Source organism: Flavobacterium faecale (genome assembly GCF_003076455.1).
In the GTDB taxonomy this organism is placed as follows: domain Bacteria; phylum Bacteroidota; class Bacteroidia; order Flavobacteriales; family Flavobacteriaceae; genus Flavobacterium; species Flavobacterium faecale.
The window spans coordinates 1024873-1043451 of the sequence record NZ_CP020918.1; the positions used below are offsets into that span (position 1 = coordinate 1024873).

The 18579-nt window shown below is 33.2% G+C and carries 17 protein-coding genes and 1 tRNA gene; 8 read left to right on the forward strand and 10 right to left on the reverse strand.

Annotation, left to right across the window (positions count from 1 at the left end; translation table 11 throughout):
• Positions 1-40 precede the first annotated feature (40 nt).
• Positions 41-403 carry a dihydroneopterin aldolase gene (gene folB, locus FFWV33_RS04490; protein ID WP_108739806.1) on the forward strand — a complete coding sequence of 121 codons (363 nt, stop codon included), beginning with the start codon at positions 41-43 and terminating at the stop codon, positions 401-403.
• A 167-nt stretch (positions 404-570) separates the two neighbouring features.
• Positions 571-641: transfer RNA gene (locus FFWV33_RS19295), tRNA-Cys, on the forward strand.
• 874 nt (positions 642-1515) lie between these two features.
• Here FFWV33_RS19295 and FFWV33_RS04495 read toward each other — a convergent pair.
• From FFWV33_RS04495 to rnr, 3 genes are read right to left on the reverse strand one after another with little or no spacing between them, the layout of a single operon-like run.
• Complete coding sequence (locus tag FFWV33_RS04495; protein ID WP_108739807.1) at positions 1516-2217, reverse strand: LysE family translocator; 702 nt, start codon at positions 2215-2217, stop codon at positions 1516-1518.
• Positions 2218-2257: 40 nt separating this feature from the next.
• Positions 2258-2926 (reverse strand): head GIN domain-containing protein, encoded by a 669-nt coding sequence (locus tag FFWV33_RS04500; RefSeq protein WP_108739808.1) that lies wholly within the window; start codon positions 2924-2926, stop codon positions 2258-2260.
• A gap of 11 nt (positions 2927-2937) precedes the next feature.
• Positions 2938-5121: a ribonuclease R gene (gene rnr / locus FFWV33_RS04505; RefSeq protein ID WP_108739809.1), complete on the reverse strand. Its 2184-nt coding sequence runs from the start codon at positions 5119-5121 to the stop codon at positions 2938-2940.
• Positions 5122-5261: 140 nt separating this feature from the next.
• On the opposite strand from rnr, the gene FFWV33_RS04510 reads away from it, so the two are divergent.
• The 3 genes from FFWV33_RS04510 (at position 5262) to FFWV33_RS04520 (ending at position 7576) form a co-directional block, all read left to right on the forward strand.
• A complete protein-coding gene (locus FFWV33_RS04510; protein WP_108739810.1) occupies positions 5262-5501 on the forward strand; it encodes a hypothetical protein in 240 nt (79 codons plus the stop codon).
• A 683-nt stretch (positions 5502-6184) separates the two neighbouring features.
• The gene (gene rpiB / locus FFWV33_RS04515; protein WP_108739811.1) at positions 6185-6616 is read left to right on the forward strand and encodes a ribose 5-phosphate isomerase B; all 432 of its coding nucleotides are present in this window, start codon (positions 6185-6187) and stop codon (positions 6614-6616) included.
• Between the two features lie 132 nt (positions 6617-6748).
• On the forward strand, positions 6749-7576 hold the full coding sequence (locus tag FFWV33_RS04520) for a class I SAM-dependent methyltransferase (RefSeq protein ID WP_108739812.1): 828 nt from the start codon (positions 6749-6751) through the stop codon (positions 7574-7576).
• Positions 7577-7756: 180 nt separating this feature from the next.
• Here FFWV33_RS04520 and FFWV33_RS19735 read toward each other — a convergent pair whose 3' ends face one another.
• Positions 7757-7900, reverse strand: a complete 144-nt coding sequence (locus FFWV33_RS19735) for a DUF1294 domain-containing protein (protein ID WP_108739813.1) — start codon at positions 7898-7900, stop codon at positions 7757-7759.
• A gap of 138 nt (positions 7901-8038) precedes the next feature.
• Here FFWV33_RS19735 and FFWV33_RS04530 point away from each other — a divergent pair, with 138 nt between their 5' ends.
• Positions 8039-9487 (forward strand): IS1182 family transposase, encoded by a 1449-nt coding sequence (locus FFWV33_RS04530; RefSeq protein ID WP_108739214.1) that lies wholly within the window; start codon positions 8039-8041, stop codon positions 9485-9487.
• A gap of 111 nt (positions 9488-9598) precedes the next feature.
• On the opposite strand, the gene FFWV33_RS04535 is transcribed toward FFWV33_RS04530, so the two are convergent.
• Positions 9599-9787 (reverse strand): DUF1294 domain-containing protein, encoded by a 189-nt coding sequence (locus FFWV33_RS04535; protein ID WP_108739814.1) that lies wholly within the window; start codon positions 9785-9787, stop codon positions 9599-9601.
• A gap of 123 nt (positions 9788-9910) precedes the next feature.
• On the opposite strand from FFWV33_RS04535, the gene FFWV33_RS04540 reads away from it, so the two are divergent.
• Together FFWV33_RS04540 and FFWV33_RS04545 are read left to right on the forward strand one after the other, a co-directional pair.
• Positions 9911-11209 carry a Fic family protein gene (locus tag FFWV33_RS04540; RefSeq protein ID WP_108739815.1) on the forward strand — a complete coding sequence of 433 codons (1299 nt, stop codon included), beginning with the start codon at positions 9911-9913 and terminating at the stop codon, positions 11207-11209.
• Between the two features lie 51 nt (positions 11210-11260).
• The gene (locus tag FFWV33_RS04545; protein WP_108739816.1) at positions 11261-13384 is read left to right on the forward strand and encodes a Tex family protein; all 2124 of its coding nucleotides are present in this window, start codon (positions 11261-11263) and stop codon (positions 13382-13384) included.
• A gap of 71 nt (positions 13385-13455) precedes the next feature.
• Here the strand turns inward: FFWV33_RS04545 and FFWV33_RS04550 are convergent, their stop codons facing one another.
• The 5 genes from FFWV33_RS04550 to FFWV33_RS04570 form a co-directional block, all read right to left on the reverse strand.
• Complete coding sequence (locus FFWV33_RS04550; protein ID WP_108739817.1) at positions 13456-13971, reverse strand: PepSY-associated TM helix domain-containing protein; 516 nt, start codon at positions 13969-13971, stop codon at positions 13456-13458.
• 241 nt (positions 13972-14212) lie between these two features.
• A complete protein-coding gene (locus tag FFWV33_RS04555) occupies positions 14213-15226 on the reverse strand; it encodes a hypothetical protein (RefSeq protein ID WP_108739818.1) in 1014 nt (337 codons plus the stop codon).
• Positions 15204-16832, reverse strand: coding sequence for an FAD-dependent oxidoreductase (locus tag FFWV33_RS04560; protein WP_108739819.1), 1629 nt, complete (start codon positions 16830-16832; stop codon positions 15204-15206). Before FFWV33_RS04560 ends, FFWV33_RS04555 begins: the two co-directional genes overlap by 23 nt.
• A complete protein-coding gene (locus FFWV33_RS04565; protein ID WP_108739820.1) occupies positions 16807-18327 on the reverse strand; it encodes a polyamine aminopropyltransferase in 1521 nt (506 codons plus the stop codon). Before FFWV33_RS04565 ends, FFWV33_RS04560 begins: the two co-directional genes overlap by 26 nt.
• Positions 18320-18535 carry a DUF350 domain-containing protein gene (locus FFWV33_RS04570; RefSeq protein ID WP_108739821.1) on the reverse strand — a complete coding sequence of 72 codons (216 nt, stop codon included), beginning with the start codon at positions 18533-18535 and terminating at the stop codon, positions 18320-18322. The genes FFWV33_RS04565 and FFWV33_RS04570 overlap by 8 nt, the downstream gene beginning before the upstream one ends.
• Positions 18536-18579: the final 44 nt, after the last annotated feature.

An 18579-nucleotide genomic window follows, 5' to 3' on the forward strand; every position in this document is an offset into this window, starting at 1 on the left:
ACCACTAATTTTTAGGAAAAACTATAAATTCAATACAACAATGGGTATCATTAAATTAAAAAATATAAGAACATTCTCTTTTCACGGTTGTTTGGTCGAAGAATCAAAAATAGGCTCAGATTATAGTGTTGATCTAGAAATTAAAACAGATTTAACTACCTCTTGCCTATCAGATGATTTGAAAGATACTGTTGATTATGTGCATTTGAACAAAATTGTGGAAGAAGAAATGGCGATTCGTTCGGAATTGTTGGAACATGTAGCACAAAGAATCATCGTTAGAACTTTTGCTGAATTACCACAAGTTTCGAAAGTTATCGTGGGTGTATCCAAACTAAATCCTCCTATTGGTGGTGATGTTGAGTCGGTTACGATTCAATTAAAAGAATATAGAAAAAAATAAGATTGACATTTACAAAAAGTAGTTTTAAAAATAGTAGTAAATTATAAATTTTATAAAGAGTTTATCTTTAAACAGTTATAATACAAAAAGTAAATTATATTGATAAAACTTCAATTTTATTTTAAATTTTTAAACTTTTTGAGTACTTTTGTCACCCGCTTAACAACGGCGTCGTGGCCGAGCGGCTAGGCTGGGCTCTGCAAAAGCTCCTACTCCGGTTCGAATCCGGACGATGCCTCAAAAACCTTCAAGGAAACTTGAAGGTTTTTTTTTTGCTTATACTTCCCAAAAACTTCTATAACCGGTTCTCCCGAAGCGTCGGGACGGACGATGCCTCAAAAACCTTCAAGGAAAGAGGAGGTTTTTTTGTTTAAATTCCAAAAAGCTACTAATAACGGTTCTCCCGAAGCATCGGGAAAGACGATGCCTCAAAAACCTTCAAGGAGACTTAGAGGTTTTTTTTTTGATTTTAATTCCCAAAAACTTCTATAACCGGTTCTCTCGATGCGTTGGAACGGACGATGCCTCAAAAGAGATACAGAAATGTATCTCTTTTTTTTTACTTTTATTTGAAAAAACATCTATAAACGGTTCTCCCGAAGCCTCGGGACGGACGATGCCTCAAAAACCTTCAAGGAAACTTGAAGGTTTTTGAGGCTACTGATTTTTATAAATAAGTTATAATTCTGGATCAACTAAGTATCGGGACGCACAATAACTCACTAACCTTACACTAATCTTCCAGGTTTTTTATTATCCATTTAGAAATCTTCAAATCTAGACTCGATATAAGCGTAACATGACAACTGAAGACCTAAGTTTCATTACTTTTTTTATCATAGTAATTGCCAGCAAAACAACATTAAACCATAATTATTAATGGTACTGCATTATAGTCGTTTTTAAAAAAAGGTTTTGGTAAACATTGTATTGTGTGAGGGATAGAAATAAAAAGCCCACAAACAAGTGCAGCGTTAGCGTAACTTGTTGAGGACTTGTAATGTATAGCCCGACCGGCTTTTTTTGCCGGGCACGCCCAAAATGTTATTTTAAACGAAAATGAGACTGTATAACCAATTTTTGATAGCCACATACAGGCATAAAAAAACGCCCTAGTTAGGACGTTTAGTTGTATTCTTATTTTCTATCTTCTGGAAGGCTTTTTTGACCATCTCCTTCTCATTTGGAAAGAAACCTTGTGACATGAGCACTAATCCAAAAATCATTAGTACAATACTAATACCTTGTTTTATCTTCAAGATATTACTTGGTATCATCTTGGATTTTAATTGCTTAGCGAGAACAATCTTTATAGAATCGATAATCAAATAGGTGACGATTACCGTTATAAAAAAAGTCATCATTCTTGATGGTTGCATTTCTAATTTTGGTCCAACAGAAATGATAATTGCCAACCAAAAACCTAAAACACCAATGTTAATTATATTTAGAATAAAACCTTTAAAAAACAGACTTAGATAATTTTTTCGAATAATTTCATTGTCAATTTCTTTGGTATTTACTCGTTTTTCTTTGCGTAAATTTAGTAACGAAATGATACCGTAAGCAAACATAATAATTCCACCAAAAATAAAAAGGGAGGGTTTATCTTCTAAGCTTTTGATCATTCTATAACTCCCTAAATAGGCAATTGTTATAAAAATAATGTCTGCTAGAACTACTCCTAAATCAAACACTAGAGCTGCTCTAAAACCTTTTACAATACTAGTTTCTAGTAAAATAAAGAAAACAGGCCCAATCATAAAACTTAAAAAAATACCCCAAGGAATACCTGCTAGAATATCGTTAATCATCAAAATTTATACTTTAATATTACCTCAAAAAAGATGCAATTTAATTTTTTTCTTCAATTTTACCACCAAGAACAGTCGCTTTATTTACTTGCTTTGGTTTCCCGTAGATGTAAATGTTTCCACCAGCTCTTACTTTGGCATCTACCAATGTAGTCGCATACACCTCGGCAGTACCTCCTGCAGAGACAGTTACCGTTGTTTGCGACGTACGCAAATCTATCGCACTAAGATTACCACCTGTTCCAATAGCAACATCTTGATTGTTGGCCTCACCAGATAAGTTAACAATACCACCTGTAACGGCTTTTACATTTACTTTTTCAGCATCCAACTCTACTTCGATCTGTGCTCCTTCACGAGCACTTACGTTCATGATTGTAGCTTTAAAAACAGCATCGCTGGACACAAATGATCCTTCGCTTGCGCTAATGTCATCTATGTTTTTGTAATACAACTGAATCATGATATCATTACCTGACATCAATTTTGGAAACGGCATTCTTACTTTCAAAACACCATTGTTATTCACTGTTTCCACTTCTGAAGCGCGCGTTCCTTTGATCACAATCTTATTTTCAGATCCTGGAATAAGCTTCACATTCAGTTTGTCAAAAATACTTATGGCATTAAAATCGCCTAAATTTTTTGTTACCTGTGCCATAGTGATTTGCGAACAAATCACTAGAGCAATCATCAATACTTTTTTCATCTTGTTATTTTTTAGTTGTTTTCATTTCTACGCACATAATTAAAGTCCAATTGTTTTTTAACCAAATCGGCATTTTTAACTGTAACATAGATCTCGTCACCTAATTGCAATAACTGTTCCGAAGTCGCGCCAACCATGGCATATTGTTTTTCATCAAAGGTATAATAATCGTCTTTAAGATCTCTTATTCGAACCATACCTTCGCATTTATTTTCAATGATTTCGACATAAATCCCCCACTCTGTCACACCAGAAATAACACCCAAAAACTCTTGATCTTGATGATCTTGCATGTATTTTACCTGCATGTATTTGATCGAATCACGTTCGGCATTGGTAGCCAAACCTTCCATAGTGGAGCAATGTAAACATTTGGTTTCATACAATTCTTCGTCTGCAGATTTAGCTCCGTCTAAGTAAAATTGTAATAAACGATGTACCATTACATCAGGATAACGACGAATTGGTGAAGTAAAATGGGAGTAATAATCGAATGCTAAACCGTAATGTCCAATATTATCTGTTGAATATTTAGCTTTACTCATAGAGCGAATAGCCAAGGTATCAATTAAATTTTGCTCTTTTTTTCCGTTTACATCTGCCATCAACTGGTTCAATGCTTTGGAAACATCTCCTTGTTTGAAATCTATTTTATAACCAAATTTAGCAATCACTGCTTGCATAGCAAACAATTTATCTTCGTTTGGTTCATCGTGAATTCTATAAATAAAAGTTTTCTTTTGTTTACCAATGTATTCTGCTACTTTCTTATTGGCCAATAGCATGAACTCTTCAATCAGATGATTGGCATCTTTAGAAACTTTAAAATAAACACCTTCTGGTTCACCGTTCTCATCTAGATTGAATTTCACTTCGACCTTATCAAAGGAGATGGCTCCATCGTTCATTCTTTTTCTACGGAAGATCTTGGCTAGTTCATCCAATTTAAGCGTCGCTGCAACGATTTCTGGAGAAACTTGATAAGAAGTACCCGTGATCGAAATATCTTCGGGAATGGTATCGTCTTTGGTCTCTATGATGTACTGCGCTTCTTCGTAAGCAAAACGTTGATCAGAATATATCACGGTACGACCAAACCATTGGTTTACAACTTCGCATTTTTCACTGATTTCGAACACGGCCGAAAAAGTATATTTCTCTTCTTGCGGACGCAAAGAACAAGCAAAATTTGATAGTACTTCTGGTAACATAGGTACTACCCTATCTACCAAATACACAGAGGTTGCACGTTGATAGGCTTCGTCATCAAGAATAGTTCCTTCTTCAAGATAATACGAAACATCGGCAATGTGAATACCAATTTCATAATTACCATTTTCTAATTTTTTGAAAGATAATGCATCATCAAAATCTTTTGCATCTTTTGGATCAATGGTAAAAGTTAGCGTATCACGCATGTCTCTACGATTGGCTATTTCTTCTGGAGTAATAGAAGTATCTATTTTTTGTGCAAACGTCTCAATTTCTATCGGAAACTCAGATGGCAAACCATATTCTGCTAAAATTGCATGAATCTCTGTATCGTGTTCTCCTGGTTTCCCAAGTACTTTTGACACTACTCCAAAAGGACTATCAGCTTTTCTAGGCCAATCTTCAATATGAACCAATACTACGTCACCCTGCTCTGCTTCTCCTATTTTGTCTTTCGGGATAAAGATATCCGTGTACATTTTTGGATTGGCAGTAGAGACAAATGCAAAGTTTTTTTGAATGTCAATAACCCCAACAAAATCTGTTTTGGCTCTTTCTACTATTTCAACAACTTCACCCTCAGGACGTTTACCGCGTCTACGATTGTATACGTACACTTTTACGATGTCTTTGTCCAAGGCATGATTTAGATTGTTGGTCGGAATAAATACATCTTCGCCAAAATCTGGACAAACAAAATAAGCCGTTTTACGACTGGTCATGTCTATCTTACCTTCGTAGTATTCTTTACTTTCTGTTTTTATCAAATACTTACCAGGTTCGGTTTCCACAATTTTTTTATCTGCCGTTAATAACTTCAAATCTTTAATGATTTGGTTACGACTTTGTGTATCATCAAGTTCCAACTTAGCAGCTATTTGCTTATAAGTGAACTCTTTATTAGCACTATTGGATAGTATTTTTATAATTTTATCAGAGAAATCTAGTTGTTTCTGTGTAGGTTTCTTTAATCTTTTTCCCATAATTAATATCTTAAAGTTCGAAATTACAAAATTGTTAACAGTTAACATATGATTCAACTAAGTTTTAAATAAATAATAACGTACTACTGCTATTTTAAACCCATTCTATTTTGAACTATCTTTATATCAAACAGTAACCTATGGAATCATTTGTCACGCTAGCTGTATTTGACTATACCCATCAAATCGAGATCATTAAACATCGTTTGAATATTGAAGGTTTTCAGTATTTTTTTCAAAACGAAATCATGTCTTCGTTTGCACCAATGTATTCAACAGCTTTGGGCGGAATCAAATTGAAAGTTCATCCAAACGATTTTGAAAACATTAAATCAATTCTTCAAGAAATGAAGTATGAAAACAATTTGAGAATCGTTTAATTTTTTCAAAGTTGTCAACATATATATAATACAACAAAAAGAAAATTTAAATTTAAATAATTTATTGTTTGTTATTATAGCTTGTTAATAGTGGCAATAAAATTATGAAAAAGGAGATTGTATATTAGTTTAAGTGTGTTTTCAAGAGTTATTAACAGGTAATACAATAGGTAAAGGTTTTATTTTCAGTAGTTTTTTAATTTTAATTAACAACGGTTGATAAACTAAAAGTATTTAAAATTGTAAATAAGTATTTTAAAAATTTCTGTTGATAAATACAAAAGGAGTATTAATAACTTTTCTAAAAATTTACTAAACTTTTCTAGGTTTTTAATTTCCCATTTTGGATTACATTTTTAATTGATATGACCAAAATTTAGTTCTTATTTTCTTTCTGAACTTATTAACATTTAGTATTAACATAGCGTTAACTGAATATCAAGGAATTAAGATGGGTTATTAACAATGGATTTTAAATACTAATTTTTTGATAATTATCCATTGATAATCAGTTATTTATGAGTTATTGATAATTGTTCATAACTCATAATTCGTTGAAAATTAATAGATTGTAGTGCAGTTGGAGTAAAGTGCTATTTTTCGAAAAAGAAACAACTTAGTACAATAGGTATAATAAAGATTGTTTTGGTAAATTTGCAAAACACAACTTAATAATTAAAATAATGAAAATTTCGATAGGAAACGATCACGCTGGTCCAGAGTACAAAAAAGCAATTGTAAAAATGCTTGAAGCAAAAGGATACGAAGTAACAAATTATGGAACAGATTCTTTTGACTCTGTAGATTATCCAGATTTTGGACATCCTGTAGCTACAGATGTTGAAACAGGAAAAGCTGATTTTGGAATTGTTATTTGCGGAAGCGGAAATGGAATTGCAATGACAGTGAACAAACATGCAGGTGTAAGAGCTGGTTTGTGTTGGACTAAAGAAATTGCTTATTTAACACGTTTACATAATGATGCCAATATTGTGAGTATTCCAGCTCGATATACTTCAATTGAACAAGCTGTAGAAATTGTAGATACATTCTTGAACACTGCTTTTGAAGGTGGAAGACATCAAAATAGAGTGAATAAAATTGCTTGTTCATAATGTAGGTTTACTAGACTAAAAAATAATAATTTTCAAGTATAATAAAAAGCAGGTATTTTATAAAAATATCTGCTTTTTTTTGTTAATTTTAGATCTTTTTCTTAAGTATTAAAAGCTAACTATCTGTAAATCATGAAGGAACTAGTCAAACACTATGTAGGTAAAGGTCTTGTTGCTATATTTCCTGAAAAGGCAAAAAACCTGAGTATTAAAGGCATGACGATTCAGCTACATCTTCCAGTTGCTGATCGCTTAATGCGCAATTATATATTTGATAAGGCTAAAAAAGAAAATAATTTTGAAGCACTGTCTAATTACCATAAAGATTTTTGGAGTAATAAGGGTGAAGATTATTTTTTAAGTGGTTTCAATACAGATGTTTTAGAAAGTTTTTTTAAACCTAAGTGTTCTTTTCTAATAGATTCATTAGAAGAGCAAATATTAGAACAAAATGAAAATTATAATTTATTTATTGAAATTGGAACTGGTGATGGAACTATACTAAAATACATAAAGGATAGATCGACTGCAATTGATAAGTTTATTGGAATTGATTTAAGTAAATCTCAAACTGAAGCGAATCGTCAGAGATACCAAAATGAAGATAAATTAGAATTTCACGCTGCTGATGGAGTAGAATGGATTAAAAAGAATGGTACCAACAAAATGGTTGTTATGACTTCTAGGGGTGTTTTGGAATACTTTACCCAAGCTAAATTACAAGAACTTTTTACAATTTTAAGTCAGTTCGAAAAGGTATATTTTATCGCCATCGAGCCGACGGATGTTGATCATGATTACAGCAAAAATCCTGATTCAAAAATTTTCGGTTTCGAAAATTCCTTCTCTCACAATTATATTAAATTGTTTACTAACGCTGGATTTGAAATATGGCATCAGTCAAAATCTGTAGATTGGAATCCAAGTTCATATATGAATTTTATAGGGGCTAAAAAATAAATTAAATCTTAAAATTGAGCCGTAAATACATTTTTATACTTCATGTATTAACGGTTTTTTTATTTTCTATTGACTGAATTAACGTTAATTCAGTCAGTCAACTGACGGTATTAATGTAAATTGAGTCAGTTGACTGACGGTATTTACATTTTTTACAGTATATTTTTAATAGTGTATGCTTTAATTATAGTATTTGAGATATGCCATTAAAATTATAATTTGCAAAATGACTATTCCCCAAAACTTTAGTAAATAACTTCTCTTTGCTGTTTTATGCCTAAAAATTTGCATTGCTACTCCAGAACTAATCGTTCCACCAATCAATACAAATAAAAGAAGTGTTCGTTCAGGGAGGGCACTGAAAAAGTCTTTCTAATAAATTGACACATAAAAAGGAGTAGATATCTATGGATTTCTACTCCTTTTTTCTTATATTTAAATCTAATTATAAGTGTTTTTTAGATGTTAGTACAACAACAAACAATACAATTCAGCGAGTATTCTTCGTTGTATGATTTAATAGTTCCAAAAGAAAATCTATTAAGAAAAATTAATGATTTGATTGATTTTTCATTCATTTACGATGAGTTGTTAAATAAGTACTGTCCCAATAATGGGCGAATGGCAGAAAGTCCCGTTCGTATGTTTAAGTATTTACTACTTAAAACAATCTATACTGTTTCCGATATTGATGTCGTGGAGCGTTCTCAATACGATATGTCCTTCAAATATTTTTTGGATATGAATCCAGAAGACGATGTTATCAATCCGAGTTCGTTAACAAAATTTAGAAAACTACGTCTAAAGGATACCGACCTATTAAATCTGTTGATAAACAAAACAGTCACCATTGCTATCGAAAAAGGTATTATTCGTTCGAAGTCTATCATCGTTGATGCCACACATACTTTATCAAGATCCAATCCATTTTTAGCCATCGATGTATTGAGAGAACGTTCCAAGCTACTGCGAAAAACAGTATACAGCTTTGAGCAGGAATTCAAAGAACATATGCCTGAAAAAAATACAGACAATGACTTAGAGAAGGAACTTGCTTATTGTAAAGAGTTGGAAAAACGCATTGAAAATGAGCCGTCAATAAGTTCGATTCCAGCTGTGAAAGAGAAATTAAATCTACTCAAAGAAACTGTAGAAGACACTCAAGAAAATTTTACCTTATCAAAAGATGCAGATGCTAAAACGGGTCATAAATCTGCTGATAGTTCTTTCTTTGGATATAAGACTCACTTAGCTATGACCGAGGAGCGCATCATTACAGCGGCTGTAGTCACATCAGGTGAAAAAGGGGATGGACCAGAATTACCTAGACTTTTAGCGATTAGTCAAAAAAACGGAATTGATGTTGATACTATTATTGGGGATGGAGCTTATACAGGAAAAGAAAATCTCAAACTCACAAGGGAGCAAAATATTAAAGTGGTAGCCAGACTAAATGTTACAATAGCACAAGGAGCTAGAAAAGACGAAGATAAATTTGACTATAATAAAGATGCCGATAGATTTGTTTGCACTGCTGGTCATATGGCCATACGAAAGGCTCGCCAAGGTAAAAAAAATGTTGGAACCAATCAAATACAAACCTACTATTTTGATGTGGAAAAATGTAAGACCTGCTCTTTAAAAGAGGGTTGTTATAAAGAAGGATCCAAGACAAAAACATATTCGGTGTCGATAAAATCGGACTTACACCAAGAACAAATCAGCTTTCAAGAAACTGACTATTACAAAGAAAAAGCAAAACATCGATATAAAATAGAAGCGAAAAATAGTGAGTTGAAAAATGTACATGGTTATGATAGAGCAATATCATATGGCATTACCAATATGCAAATGCAAGGTGCAATAGCAATTTTCGCAGTCAACTTAAAAAGAATACTCAAATTAATGTAGAAAAATGAAAGCTACTGCTGCATTACTCAAAATGACTCTAGCTAAACTCAAAATAGCCTTATTGAACCAACATTAAAAATCAAGATTAAAAAGGAAAACGCTTGCAACGGATTATATAACTCCTGTTACAAGCGTTTTTTTATTGTCTAAAAAACGATGATAATCAAAATATGCGATGTTTTTCAGTGCCCTCCGTTCAGGAATACGTCTTTTTTGTTTTTTGGCTAGATTTTTATCGTAGCCAATTAATATAAAAGCAATTGCATTAATAATTAAAAATAGGTAGAATAAAAATGTCATTTAACTTAATTTAAGTTTCAAAGATATTAGATTATGTCTTATGAAAAAATCAAAGATGTAAATAATGCGAGATTTTACAAGAATCTCGTATTATTTACATAAATTAGCAAAAAATAGAGTTGTATGATAGAGTCACCACCTGAATATAAATATGATGAAAAAACTTTTTTATTGTATAATCAATTGCGTGAAAATGGGGAGTTGAAGGAAATAAATGATGCATATTTATTCTGGGATAAAATAAAATATAAAGCTAAAATTGCTAGTCCGCAAGAATATTGGAGTGCAATAAAGATGGCTAGAATTCTAAATTCACAAAATGTCACTTTCGGAAAGTACAGTTTTCAATTTAGTTCAACTGATTTTATTCTGCAATTATTACATTATTGTGATTTGAATATTGGAGGAAATTTAGGAAGTAATGTTGGTATTGCTGAGACTGACAAGAAAATGTTTATGATTAGTTCCATCATGGAAGAAGCTATTTCAAGTAGTCAAATGGAGGGGGCAAACACGACTCGAAAAAAAGCTAAAGAAATGATTCAAAAAGAGTTGAAGCCAAAAAGTAAGTCTGAACAAATGATTATGAACAATTTTGTCACCATGAAATATATTGTGCAAAATAAATCGGATGATTTAACCCCAGACAAGTTACTTTACATTCATAATTTGATTTCAAATGATACGTTAGATAACAAAGATGAAGAAGGTGTTTTTAGAGAAAATGACGAGATTTATGTGGTCAATTATTCTAATAGTGAAGTTGTTCATACACCACCCAATCATCAAGAAATAGAAGTATTAATAAACGAATTATGTGACTTTTTTAATAATGATCAAAAAATATTTATACATCCCATAATAAAAGGAATCATTATACATTTTATGATAGGATGGATTCATCCTTTTAGTGATGGTAATGGACGAACTGCTAGGGCTCTTTTTTATTGGTATATGCTTAAAAATGGTTATTGGTTAACGGAATATCTTGCTATTTCCACAATTATAAAGGATACTAAAAATCAATATGAAAAAGCTTTTATATATACTGAAATTGATCAAAATGATATGACCTATTTTATAACTTATCATTTAAAAACGATGGAAAAAGCCTTTATTAGTTTGAAAGAATACATTGGTAGAAAACAAAAAGAAGTCATACAAGCTGCAAAGTTTATTAAGATACCAAATGTAAATGACAGGCAAGCGCAAATTTTAAAAATTATAAGTGAGGATGAAGATAGAGTTTTAAGCAGTAAAGAGATAGAAAATAGATTTAGTATTTCAAATTTCACCGCTAGGGCTGATTTAAATAATCTACAAAGCTTAGGTTTTTTAGAAAAAATTCAAGTTAACAAAATAAAACATAATTTTGTTAGATCTAAAGATTTTACTAAAATTATAAAATCGTATAAGTTGTAAATAATACGATATTTTACGAGAATCTCGTATTATTTACTTAAAATTTAATTAATGACCAACATACAATACATATCTAAATCGGTTGCTACAGCAGCAATCAATATTCAAAAAACTGTTCAATTATTACAAGAAGATTGTACTATTCCGTTTATTTCTAGGTATCGAAAAGATACTACCGGAAATCTGGACGAAGTACAAATCGAAAATATTGCCAAGCTTCAAAAAGAGTACGAAGTTGTCGTGAAACGTAAAGAAGCTATCTTGAAATCCATAATGGAGCAAGGTGCAATGAACGAAACTTTGTTTGCTAAAATTGATAAAAGTTTTGATTTACAAGAGCTAGAAGATTTCTATTTACCCTATAAAAAGAAGAAAAAAACAAAAGCCGATGTCGCTCGTGAAAACGGATTAGAACCTTTGGCTAAAATTATCATGGCTCAAAATAACGATGACGTTGATTTTCTTTCGACTAAATATCTAAACGAAAATGTGATCAACGAAGACGCTGCTTTGCAAGGAGCACGCGATATTGTAGCCGAATGGATTAACGAAAATATTTATGTTCGAAAGCAATTACGTCGCTTATACGAGCGTAAAGCAACGATTACAACCAAGGTTGTCAAAAGCAAAAAAGATGACGAAGCTGCTCAAAAGTTTAACCAATATTTTGAGTGGTCAGAGCCGTTGACCAAAGCGCCTTCGCACCGATTAATGGCTATGTTGCGTGCCGAAAATGAGGGATTCATCAAGTTTAAAGTCGAAGTAGACATTGATGATGCTTATAATATTATTGATGAAGTGATTTTGAAAGGTCAAAGCGCGAGTACGCCACATGTACAATTAGCCATTGAAGACAGTTATAAACGATTACTAAATCCAGCAATATCTAACGAAGCTTTGCAAGAAGCAAAGGCCAAGGCAGATGCCAATTCGATTCAGGTTTTTGCTAATAATTTAGGGCAGTTACTTTTGGCGCCACCATTGGGAGAAAAACGTATTTTGGCTATCGATCCAGGATTTAGAAGCGGTTGTAAAGTAGTCTGTTTGGACGAAAAAGGAGATTTATTATACAACGAAAATATTTATCCGCACGCGCCACAGAATGAAACAGCCATGGCGATGAAAAAGATAAAATCGATGGTGAATGCCTATAAAATTGATGCCATCTCGATAGGAAACGGAACCGCATCTCGTGAAACCGAATTTTTCATCAAGAAAATTGCTTTTGATAAGCCGGTGCAAGTTTTTATCGTTTCTGAGGCGGGAGCATCGGTATATTCGGCATCTAAAATTGCTCGTGAAGAATTTCCAGATTATGATGTGACCGTTCGTGGTTCGGTTTCGATTGGAAGACGGCTTTCAGACCCATTGGCGGAGTTGGTAAAAATCGACCCAAAAGCCATTGGAGTAGGGCAGTACCAACATGATGTGGACCAAAATAAACTAAAAGAAGAATTGGATAACACCGTAATTCGTTGCGTGAACTCGGTTGGAATCAATATTAATACGGCAAGTAAACATTTACTAAGCTATGTGAGTGGAATAGGAGAGAAGCTGGCCGAAAATATTGTCACTTATCGTTCTGAAAATGGTCCTTTCGAAAATAGAAAACAATTGAAAAAAGTGCCTCGCTTAGGTGAAAAAGCATACCAGCAAGGAGTCGCTTTTATCCGAATTTCGAATGCCAAAAACCCGTTGGATAACTCGGCAGTGCATCCGGAAGCCTATTCGATTGTAGAAAAAATGGCCAAAGATTTGAAACTAACTGTTAATGATTTAATTGCTAATAAAGAAAAGACAGCTTTAATAAAACCAGAGAAGTACATCACTCCAGAAATTGGTTTACTTACTCTAAAAGACATTATTAAAGAATTAGAAAAACCCGGATTAGACCCAAGAAAAGCCGCAAAAGTATTCGAATTTGACCCGAATGTAAAAACCATCAAAGACGTAAAATCAGGAATGATTTTACCTGGAATTGTGAATAACATCACCAACTTTGGTTGTTTTGTTGACATCGGAGTCAAAGAAAGTGGTTTGGTACACATCTCTCAACTCAAAGCAGGCTTTGTAAGCGACGTAAATGAAGTAGTGAAGTTACACCAACATGTAACCGTAAAAGTAACCGAAGTGGATGAGGATCGAAAGAGAATTCAGTTGACGATGGTGATTTAATAATTGAGTCACCACAAGTAAAAAAAAAACCATCTTTAGCAAAGATGGTTTTTACATTTAAAATTATTGCTTTACAAAAACAACATTATCAATGTCAGTACAATACCTGCTGCTGTAAAATACATTCCTTTTTTGAAAATGGTAGTTTTTGGTGTAAACATCCAGAAGGTTGAAATCACAAAAAAGAATAAGGATACTCCAAAGAAGATGTTTAAAAAGAACAAAGGATCACCAGTTTTTGCTTTGTGCAAATGGTTCATTTTTTCGATTATAAAAGGTTGGCTTGTGGTTTTGTAATCGGCAGCTCCTGTTTTTTTATTGTAGGTTCCTTCTTTGAAAAAAACGATATCTCCTTCTTCACGTTCTGCTTTGAATTTTTTAAGATGCAATTCTTTTCCTAGATCTTCCTCATTCAAATTGAGAGCTATGGTTTTGACAATATTCTTTTCTTGTTTTAGAAAATCAGTATCTCTAAAAATTAAAATAATTCCGCTCAAGGCATAAACTGCCATTATTCCTGCAAGGAAAAACCCCAAATAACGGTGAATGATACGCATTAAATTACTTGATTTCTTCTTCTTTGTCATTACCTTTTAGTTTTTAAATTTTATATTATTGCTTTTTTTAAAGCGCAAACATACGTAATTAAGATTAATTCTAAATAAGGTTTTTAATAATTTTTATTTTTTTGTTGGTTGATGGTAATCAGTACAAACAGCTGCTTACATAGTTTATCTCGCTGAAAGCGTTTCAGCGACTATGAATAACGTATGTAGAGACTCTTTTTGAGTGACAAATAGTGTGTTGTAAATGGTATGACTTGTTAAACTATCGCTTAGTTTTCCAGATAAAGCCATCCAAAAGGTAGTGCGTGAACTGCGGCACCGTTAACAAAGGAACTATTATAAAGTACCAATTGGAAAAGTCCTGCTTTGTTCCCGAAAATTGTTCATTCCAGACCATGAATTCCCATAGGTATTCTTCGGAAAAAGCTATTATAACTAAAATGAATAGAAAAATAAAAACACCTTGAAAGTTCTTCAAAAAATGCATCCAGCCCAAATCTGAGGTTGGTTTTTTCTCAATTTCGTTAAAGTAGATCAATGCGATGTACGGAATTCCGTGAGAAACAACGTTGAGTAAAGTAAAAACCAAATCGTTGTTAAAATATACGATTCCAAAATACCAAGAGAGAATTGTACCTAAGATAATAGCGTTTTTTGGTATGTTGAACGATTTGGTTTTTAGGGTTAAATAAATTGTTCGAAGAATATAAAATAGCAGGATTCCACCATAAATGCACCCTAGAATTTGAAGTAAAAAAGGACTTTCAAATTGGAAAAATTCGTTTGCCACAAACCAGTTGAACTTTCGCGTAGGCGATAAAAACCAAAATAACATGGGATAAACCGTCGCAGTATAAATAATTAAATTATCGATCCAAGCCCACTTTTTTGGCTCGTTGCGAGCATATAATCGCATGAAACCATATTGTTGTCGAATGAAATGAAAAACGGCGATATACGCTAAAACGGACCAAAAAACGGCACTCCCAAATGAAAACAAAAGCATACCAATAACAAGGCAAACAATAGGCAATCCTATTAAAAGTTTTCTTCTTTTTTGAAATTCTGATGCTACAAAGTAGGTTTTAAACAAGGTTGCGTACACGTGCGCGACATCAATAAAAACAATTAGAAAAAGCCAAGTATAAAAAGAATATTGTTCTTCAATAACCTTTAGTTGATTTTGAAACAAAAACACCATTGCTACCACCAAAAAGGAGGGAAGCAAGATAAAAACACTATCGGTTTTGGCTTTATGAATCCATGGTTGTTCCATCAATCATTTGGTTTACGGCGTTAATTCCTTGGTGAAAAGCTTCTTCAAAAACTGAAATTCCGGCCAAGTCGGTATGAGCAAAGTAGATTTTATTGTCGATGGGTTTGGCTGCTTCTTTTTTGGCTTGTCCATAAATAAAACCAGGAACAGGACTTACCATTCCGTGACCTAAAAGGTGAATTTCGATACTTTCGGTGTCTTCTTCAATCGTAGGATGGGCAATTTTTAGATCATTAAAGACCACTTGTTTCCAATGTTCTTTTGGTTTTTTGTATAAGTATCGTCTTGTCTTTTTTAAATCAGAAGACGAAAAACTATAGTAATACGTAATCACTTTTTTATCCTGTATTTGTTGCAAGGACTGGTGCTGGTCATACACATAACCCAAGCCTTTTGAACCATAAATAACATTGTCCCAACAAAGCGGAAAACTATTATTATCAACAAGGTCAGACACAACTATAGTCGCCAACATCCAAGGCGTATAATGAAATTGTTTGGCCAAATTTTTTCTGTTTTCTAAAAGGTATTGATTGACAAATTGTGGAGTTGCAAGCACAATTTTATCGGCAGTAATGGTAGTTGAAGTTTTGGTTTTATTGTCAAAAACAGTGGCAACAGCTTTGTTTCCGTCAATTTTGATGTTGTACACCAAATGATTTTTCAACGATTTTCCAACTACATACTTCTGTAAATGCTGAGCCAATCTCGCATTTCCTTCAGGCCAAGTAAGCACGGTATCGCCTTTGTTTGGACTTGAATTTTGCTTTCGACCTGCAAAATAATGGATTCCGGCGTAGGCAGAAACATAGTCAATGCCCAATCCAAAATCATCTTTGCAACAGTAATCAATATAATCAAATAGCGGTTTTGAAGTAAAATTATTCGAAACAAACCATTGCTGCATTGTAACCGAATCCAATGCTTTCACCATTTCATTTGTCGCTGATTGTGATAACGGAATCATAAACCAAAACTTTCCGTCGGGGTCTTTTTTTATTCGAAAATCAGCCATTAATTTGAAAAAACGATTTAGTTCTTCATCTTCTACAACTGAATTCCCTTGTTTTGGAACCAATCCTTCTTGCCAAATGTTTTTGTAAAATAAGCGTTCATCTGGTGCAAAAGTGAGCTGGGTTTCGTCAAATTGTGGTAAGCCGTTGGCATCATAACCTAAGATAATTTTCTCTTCGGTAAGAAATTGCAATAATTCTTTGTCTTCCAAATTTGGCAAAGGCAAGTAATGCGCGCCCAATGGATATTTAGAGTATTTATTTTCACCATTTGATGAATTTCCACCCAGATGGTCTTCCAATTCGACTATTAAAAAATCGGTTATTCCTTTTTTTGTCAATTGTCTGGCAGCGCTTAAACCCGAAATTCCACCACCTACAATCAAATACGGAATCGAAATTTCCTTGGTTGGTTTCGGGAAATTTTGAACTCGCAATTGGTGTCCCAAAATATGATTAGTACCCGATAAACGAATCAACAAAGTGATGGCTTTTTCTTTGCAAGCATCCAAAAACGGAATAATTAGCAAAGAAGCAGCTATCGATTTGAAGAATGTTCTTCTCGAATTATTGTAATTTTCCCCATTCTTCATCAAAATAGCGTACTAGGATTTGGTTGTCTAATCGGTTGATTTCGATATTTTTCGAAAGCATATCTTCGGAAAAATAATTGAATTTTTCGAACTGATAATTGTAAAATCGAAGGCTATCTACCTTTCGATTCACAGTATTAAAGGTACTTCCAAAACCGTTGATAGCTATGGTATACCCCCATTCTCCAAACGAAGGTACGTAGGCATGATATGCATCGACTTGCGGAAAAACCTGCATTACAGTCTTGTTGATACACCAAAACGATTTAGGTGCAAAGTAAGGCGAAGTCGTTTGTATCACAACAACAGCATCTGGATTCAATGATTTTTGAACCGTTGCATAAAAGTTAAGCGAGTACAACTTTCCCAAACTATAATTGGACGGATCAGGAAAGTCAATAATCACCACATCAAATTTTTCGGTGCAATTTTTTGCCCAGATGTAGGCATCTTTGTTGTAAACGGTAACTTTTGGGTTGTTGAGGGAATTTTGATTAAAACCCGTCAAAATCGTGTTGGTTTTGAACATTTTGGTCATGCCTTCGTCAAGATCGACTAGTGTTATTTTTTTAACCTCTTTGTATTTTAAAATTTCTCTAGCAGCAAGACCGTCACCACCGCCTAGAATAAGTACATTATCTACTTTTTTGGCCATGGACATAGCAGGATGAACCAAAGCTTCGTGATAGCGGTATTCGTCAGCAGAACTAAATTGTAAATTGTTGTTCAAATACAAGCGATAATCGCTTTTATTGTGCGTCAATACAATGCGTTGATAAGCAGTTGTGTTGGTATAAATGATGTTTTCTCCATACAATTTGCCTTCAGAATAGGCCAAAATTTTATCCGAGAATATAAAAACCGTTAGTAAAATCAAGAACGAAACAATGGCTTTACTCTTTAAGAAATAAACCTTTTTCAGTTCTTTTTTTAACAAAAAACACAAGGCAATGGCAATCGAAATATTGATCATTCCGAAGAATAGCGAAGTGCCCATAATCCCTAATTTGGGAACTAAAAACAACGGAAAAAGAACTGATGCCAATAAAGCACCAATGTAATCGAAGGTAAAAACATTCGAAACCAAATCTCTAAATTCAACTTTGTCCTTTAGAATATTCATCAACAACGGAATCTCTAAACCTACCAAACAACCGGTTACAAAAACCAAGAAATAGAGCAGGAGCTGAAAAGAATACACACTTTCGAATAATAAAAATAAAACCACCGAACTTAGTCCACCAATCAAACCGACCAGTATTTCGATTTCGACAAAAGTATTGAGTAGGTTCTTGGTCAGGAATTTCGAAAAATAGGAACCCACTCCCATCGAAAACAAATAGACTCCAATGATAAATGAAAATTGTTTGACCGAATCACCCAATAAATAACTCGCCAAAGTACCCGCAACAAGTTCATACACAAGTCCGCAGGTGGCAATGGTAAATACCGCAAATAGCAGTAAATATTCGAATTTCAGAAAATTTTTACCCATGAATAGCGGCACTAATAATCATTGAAATTCCAATGATAAAGGCAGCAAAAACAATTGCTAGCGCGACATTATTGTTTTTCGAAATTTCGTTCCAAGTATTCTCTGGAGTAAGTTTTTCGATAATTAAATAGGCAATCAAAAGAATTACGATTCCTAAAAGTGAGAAAACAATAGAAGCTAGAACGGGTTTCATTGTTATTATTTCCATGATGTTGCGGTTTTAATTATTTATGATAAAAATGGTTGATAGAA

Bases quoted from the DNA above. Each gene is read 5' to 3' on its own strand.
- folB (WP_108739806.1), top strand. From the start codon at position 41: ATGGGTATCATTAAATTAAAAAATATAAGAACATTCTCTTTTCACGGT.
- FFWV33_RS04520 (WP_108739812.1), top strand. From the start codon at position 6,749: ATGAAGGAACTAGTCAAACACTATGTAGGTAAAGGTCTTGTTGCTATA.
- rnr (WP_108739809.1), bottom strand. From the start codon at position 5,121: ATGGGAAAAAGATTAAAGAAACCTACACAGAAACAACTAGATTTCTCT.
- FFWV33_RS04545 (WP_108739816.1), top strand. From the start codon at position 11,261: ATGACCAACATACAATACATATCTAAATCGGTTGCTACAGCAGCAATC.
- FFWV33_RS04550 (WP_108739817.1), bottom strand. From the start codon at position 13,971: ATGACAAAGAAGAAGAAATCAAGTAATTTAATGCGTATCATTCACCGT.
- FFWV33_RS04530 (WP_108739214.1), top strand. From the start codon at position 8,039: ATGTTAGTACAACAACAAACAATACAATTCAGCGAGTATTCTTCGTTG.
- FFWV33_RS04565 (WP_108739820.1), bottom strand. From the start codon at position 18,327: ATGGGTAAAAATTTTCTGAAATTCGAATATTTACTGCTATTTGCGGTA.
- FFWV33_RS04510 (WP_108739810.1), top strand. From the start codon at position 5,262: ATGGAATCATTTGTCACGCTAGCTGTATTTGACTATACCCATCAAATC.
- FFWV33_RS04535 (WP_108739814.1), bottom strand. From the start codon at position 9,787: ATGACATTTTTATTCTACCTATTTTTAATTATTAATGCAATTGCTTTT.
- FFWV33_RS04500 (WP_108739808.1), bottom strand. From the start codon at position 2,926: ATGAAAAAAGTATTGATGATTGCTCTAGTGATTTGTTCGCAAATCACT.
- FFWV33_RS04555 (WP_108739818.1), bottom strand. From the start codon at position 15,226: ATGGAACAACCATGGATTCATAAAGCCAAAACCGATAGTGTTTTTATC.
- FFWV33_RS04540 (WP_108739815.1), top strand. From the start codon at position 9,911: ATGATAGAGTCACCACCTGAATATAAATATGATGAAAAAACTTTTTTA.
- FFWV33_RS04495 (WP_108739807.1), bottom strand. From the start codon at position 2,217: ATGATTAACGATATTCTAGCAGGTATTCCTTGGGGTATTTTTTTAAGT.
- rpiB (WP_108739811.1), top strand. From the start codon at position 6,185: ATGAAAATTTCGATAGGAAACGATCACGCTGGTCCAGAGTACAAAAAA.
- FFWV33_RS04570 (WP_108739821.1), bottom strand. From the start codon at position 18,535: ATGGAAATAATAACAATGAAACCCGTTCTAGCTTCTATTGTTTTCTCA.
- FFWV33_RS04560 (WP_108739819.1), bottom strand. From the start codon at position 16,832: ATGAAGAATGGGGAAAATTACAATAATTCGAGAAGAACATTCTTCAAA.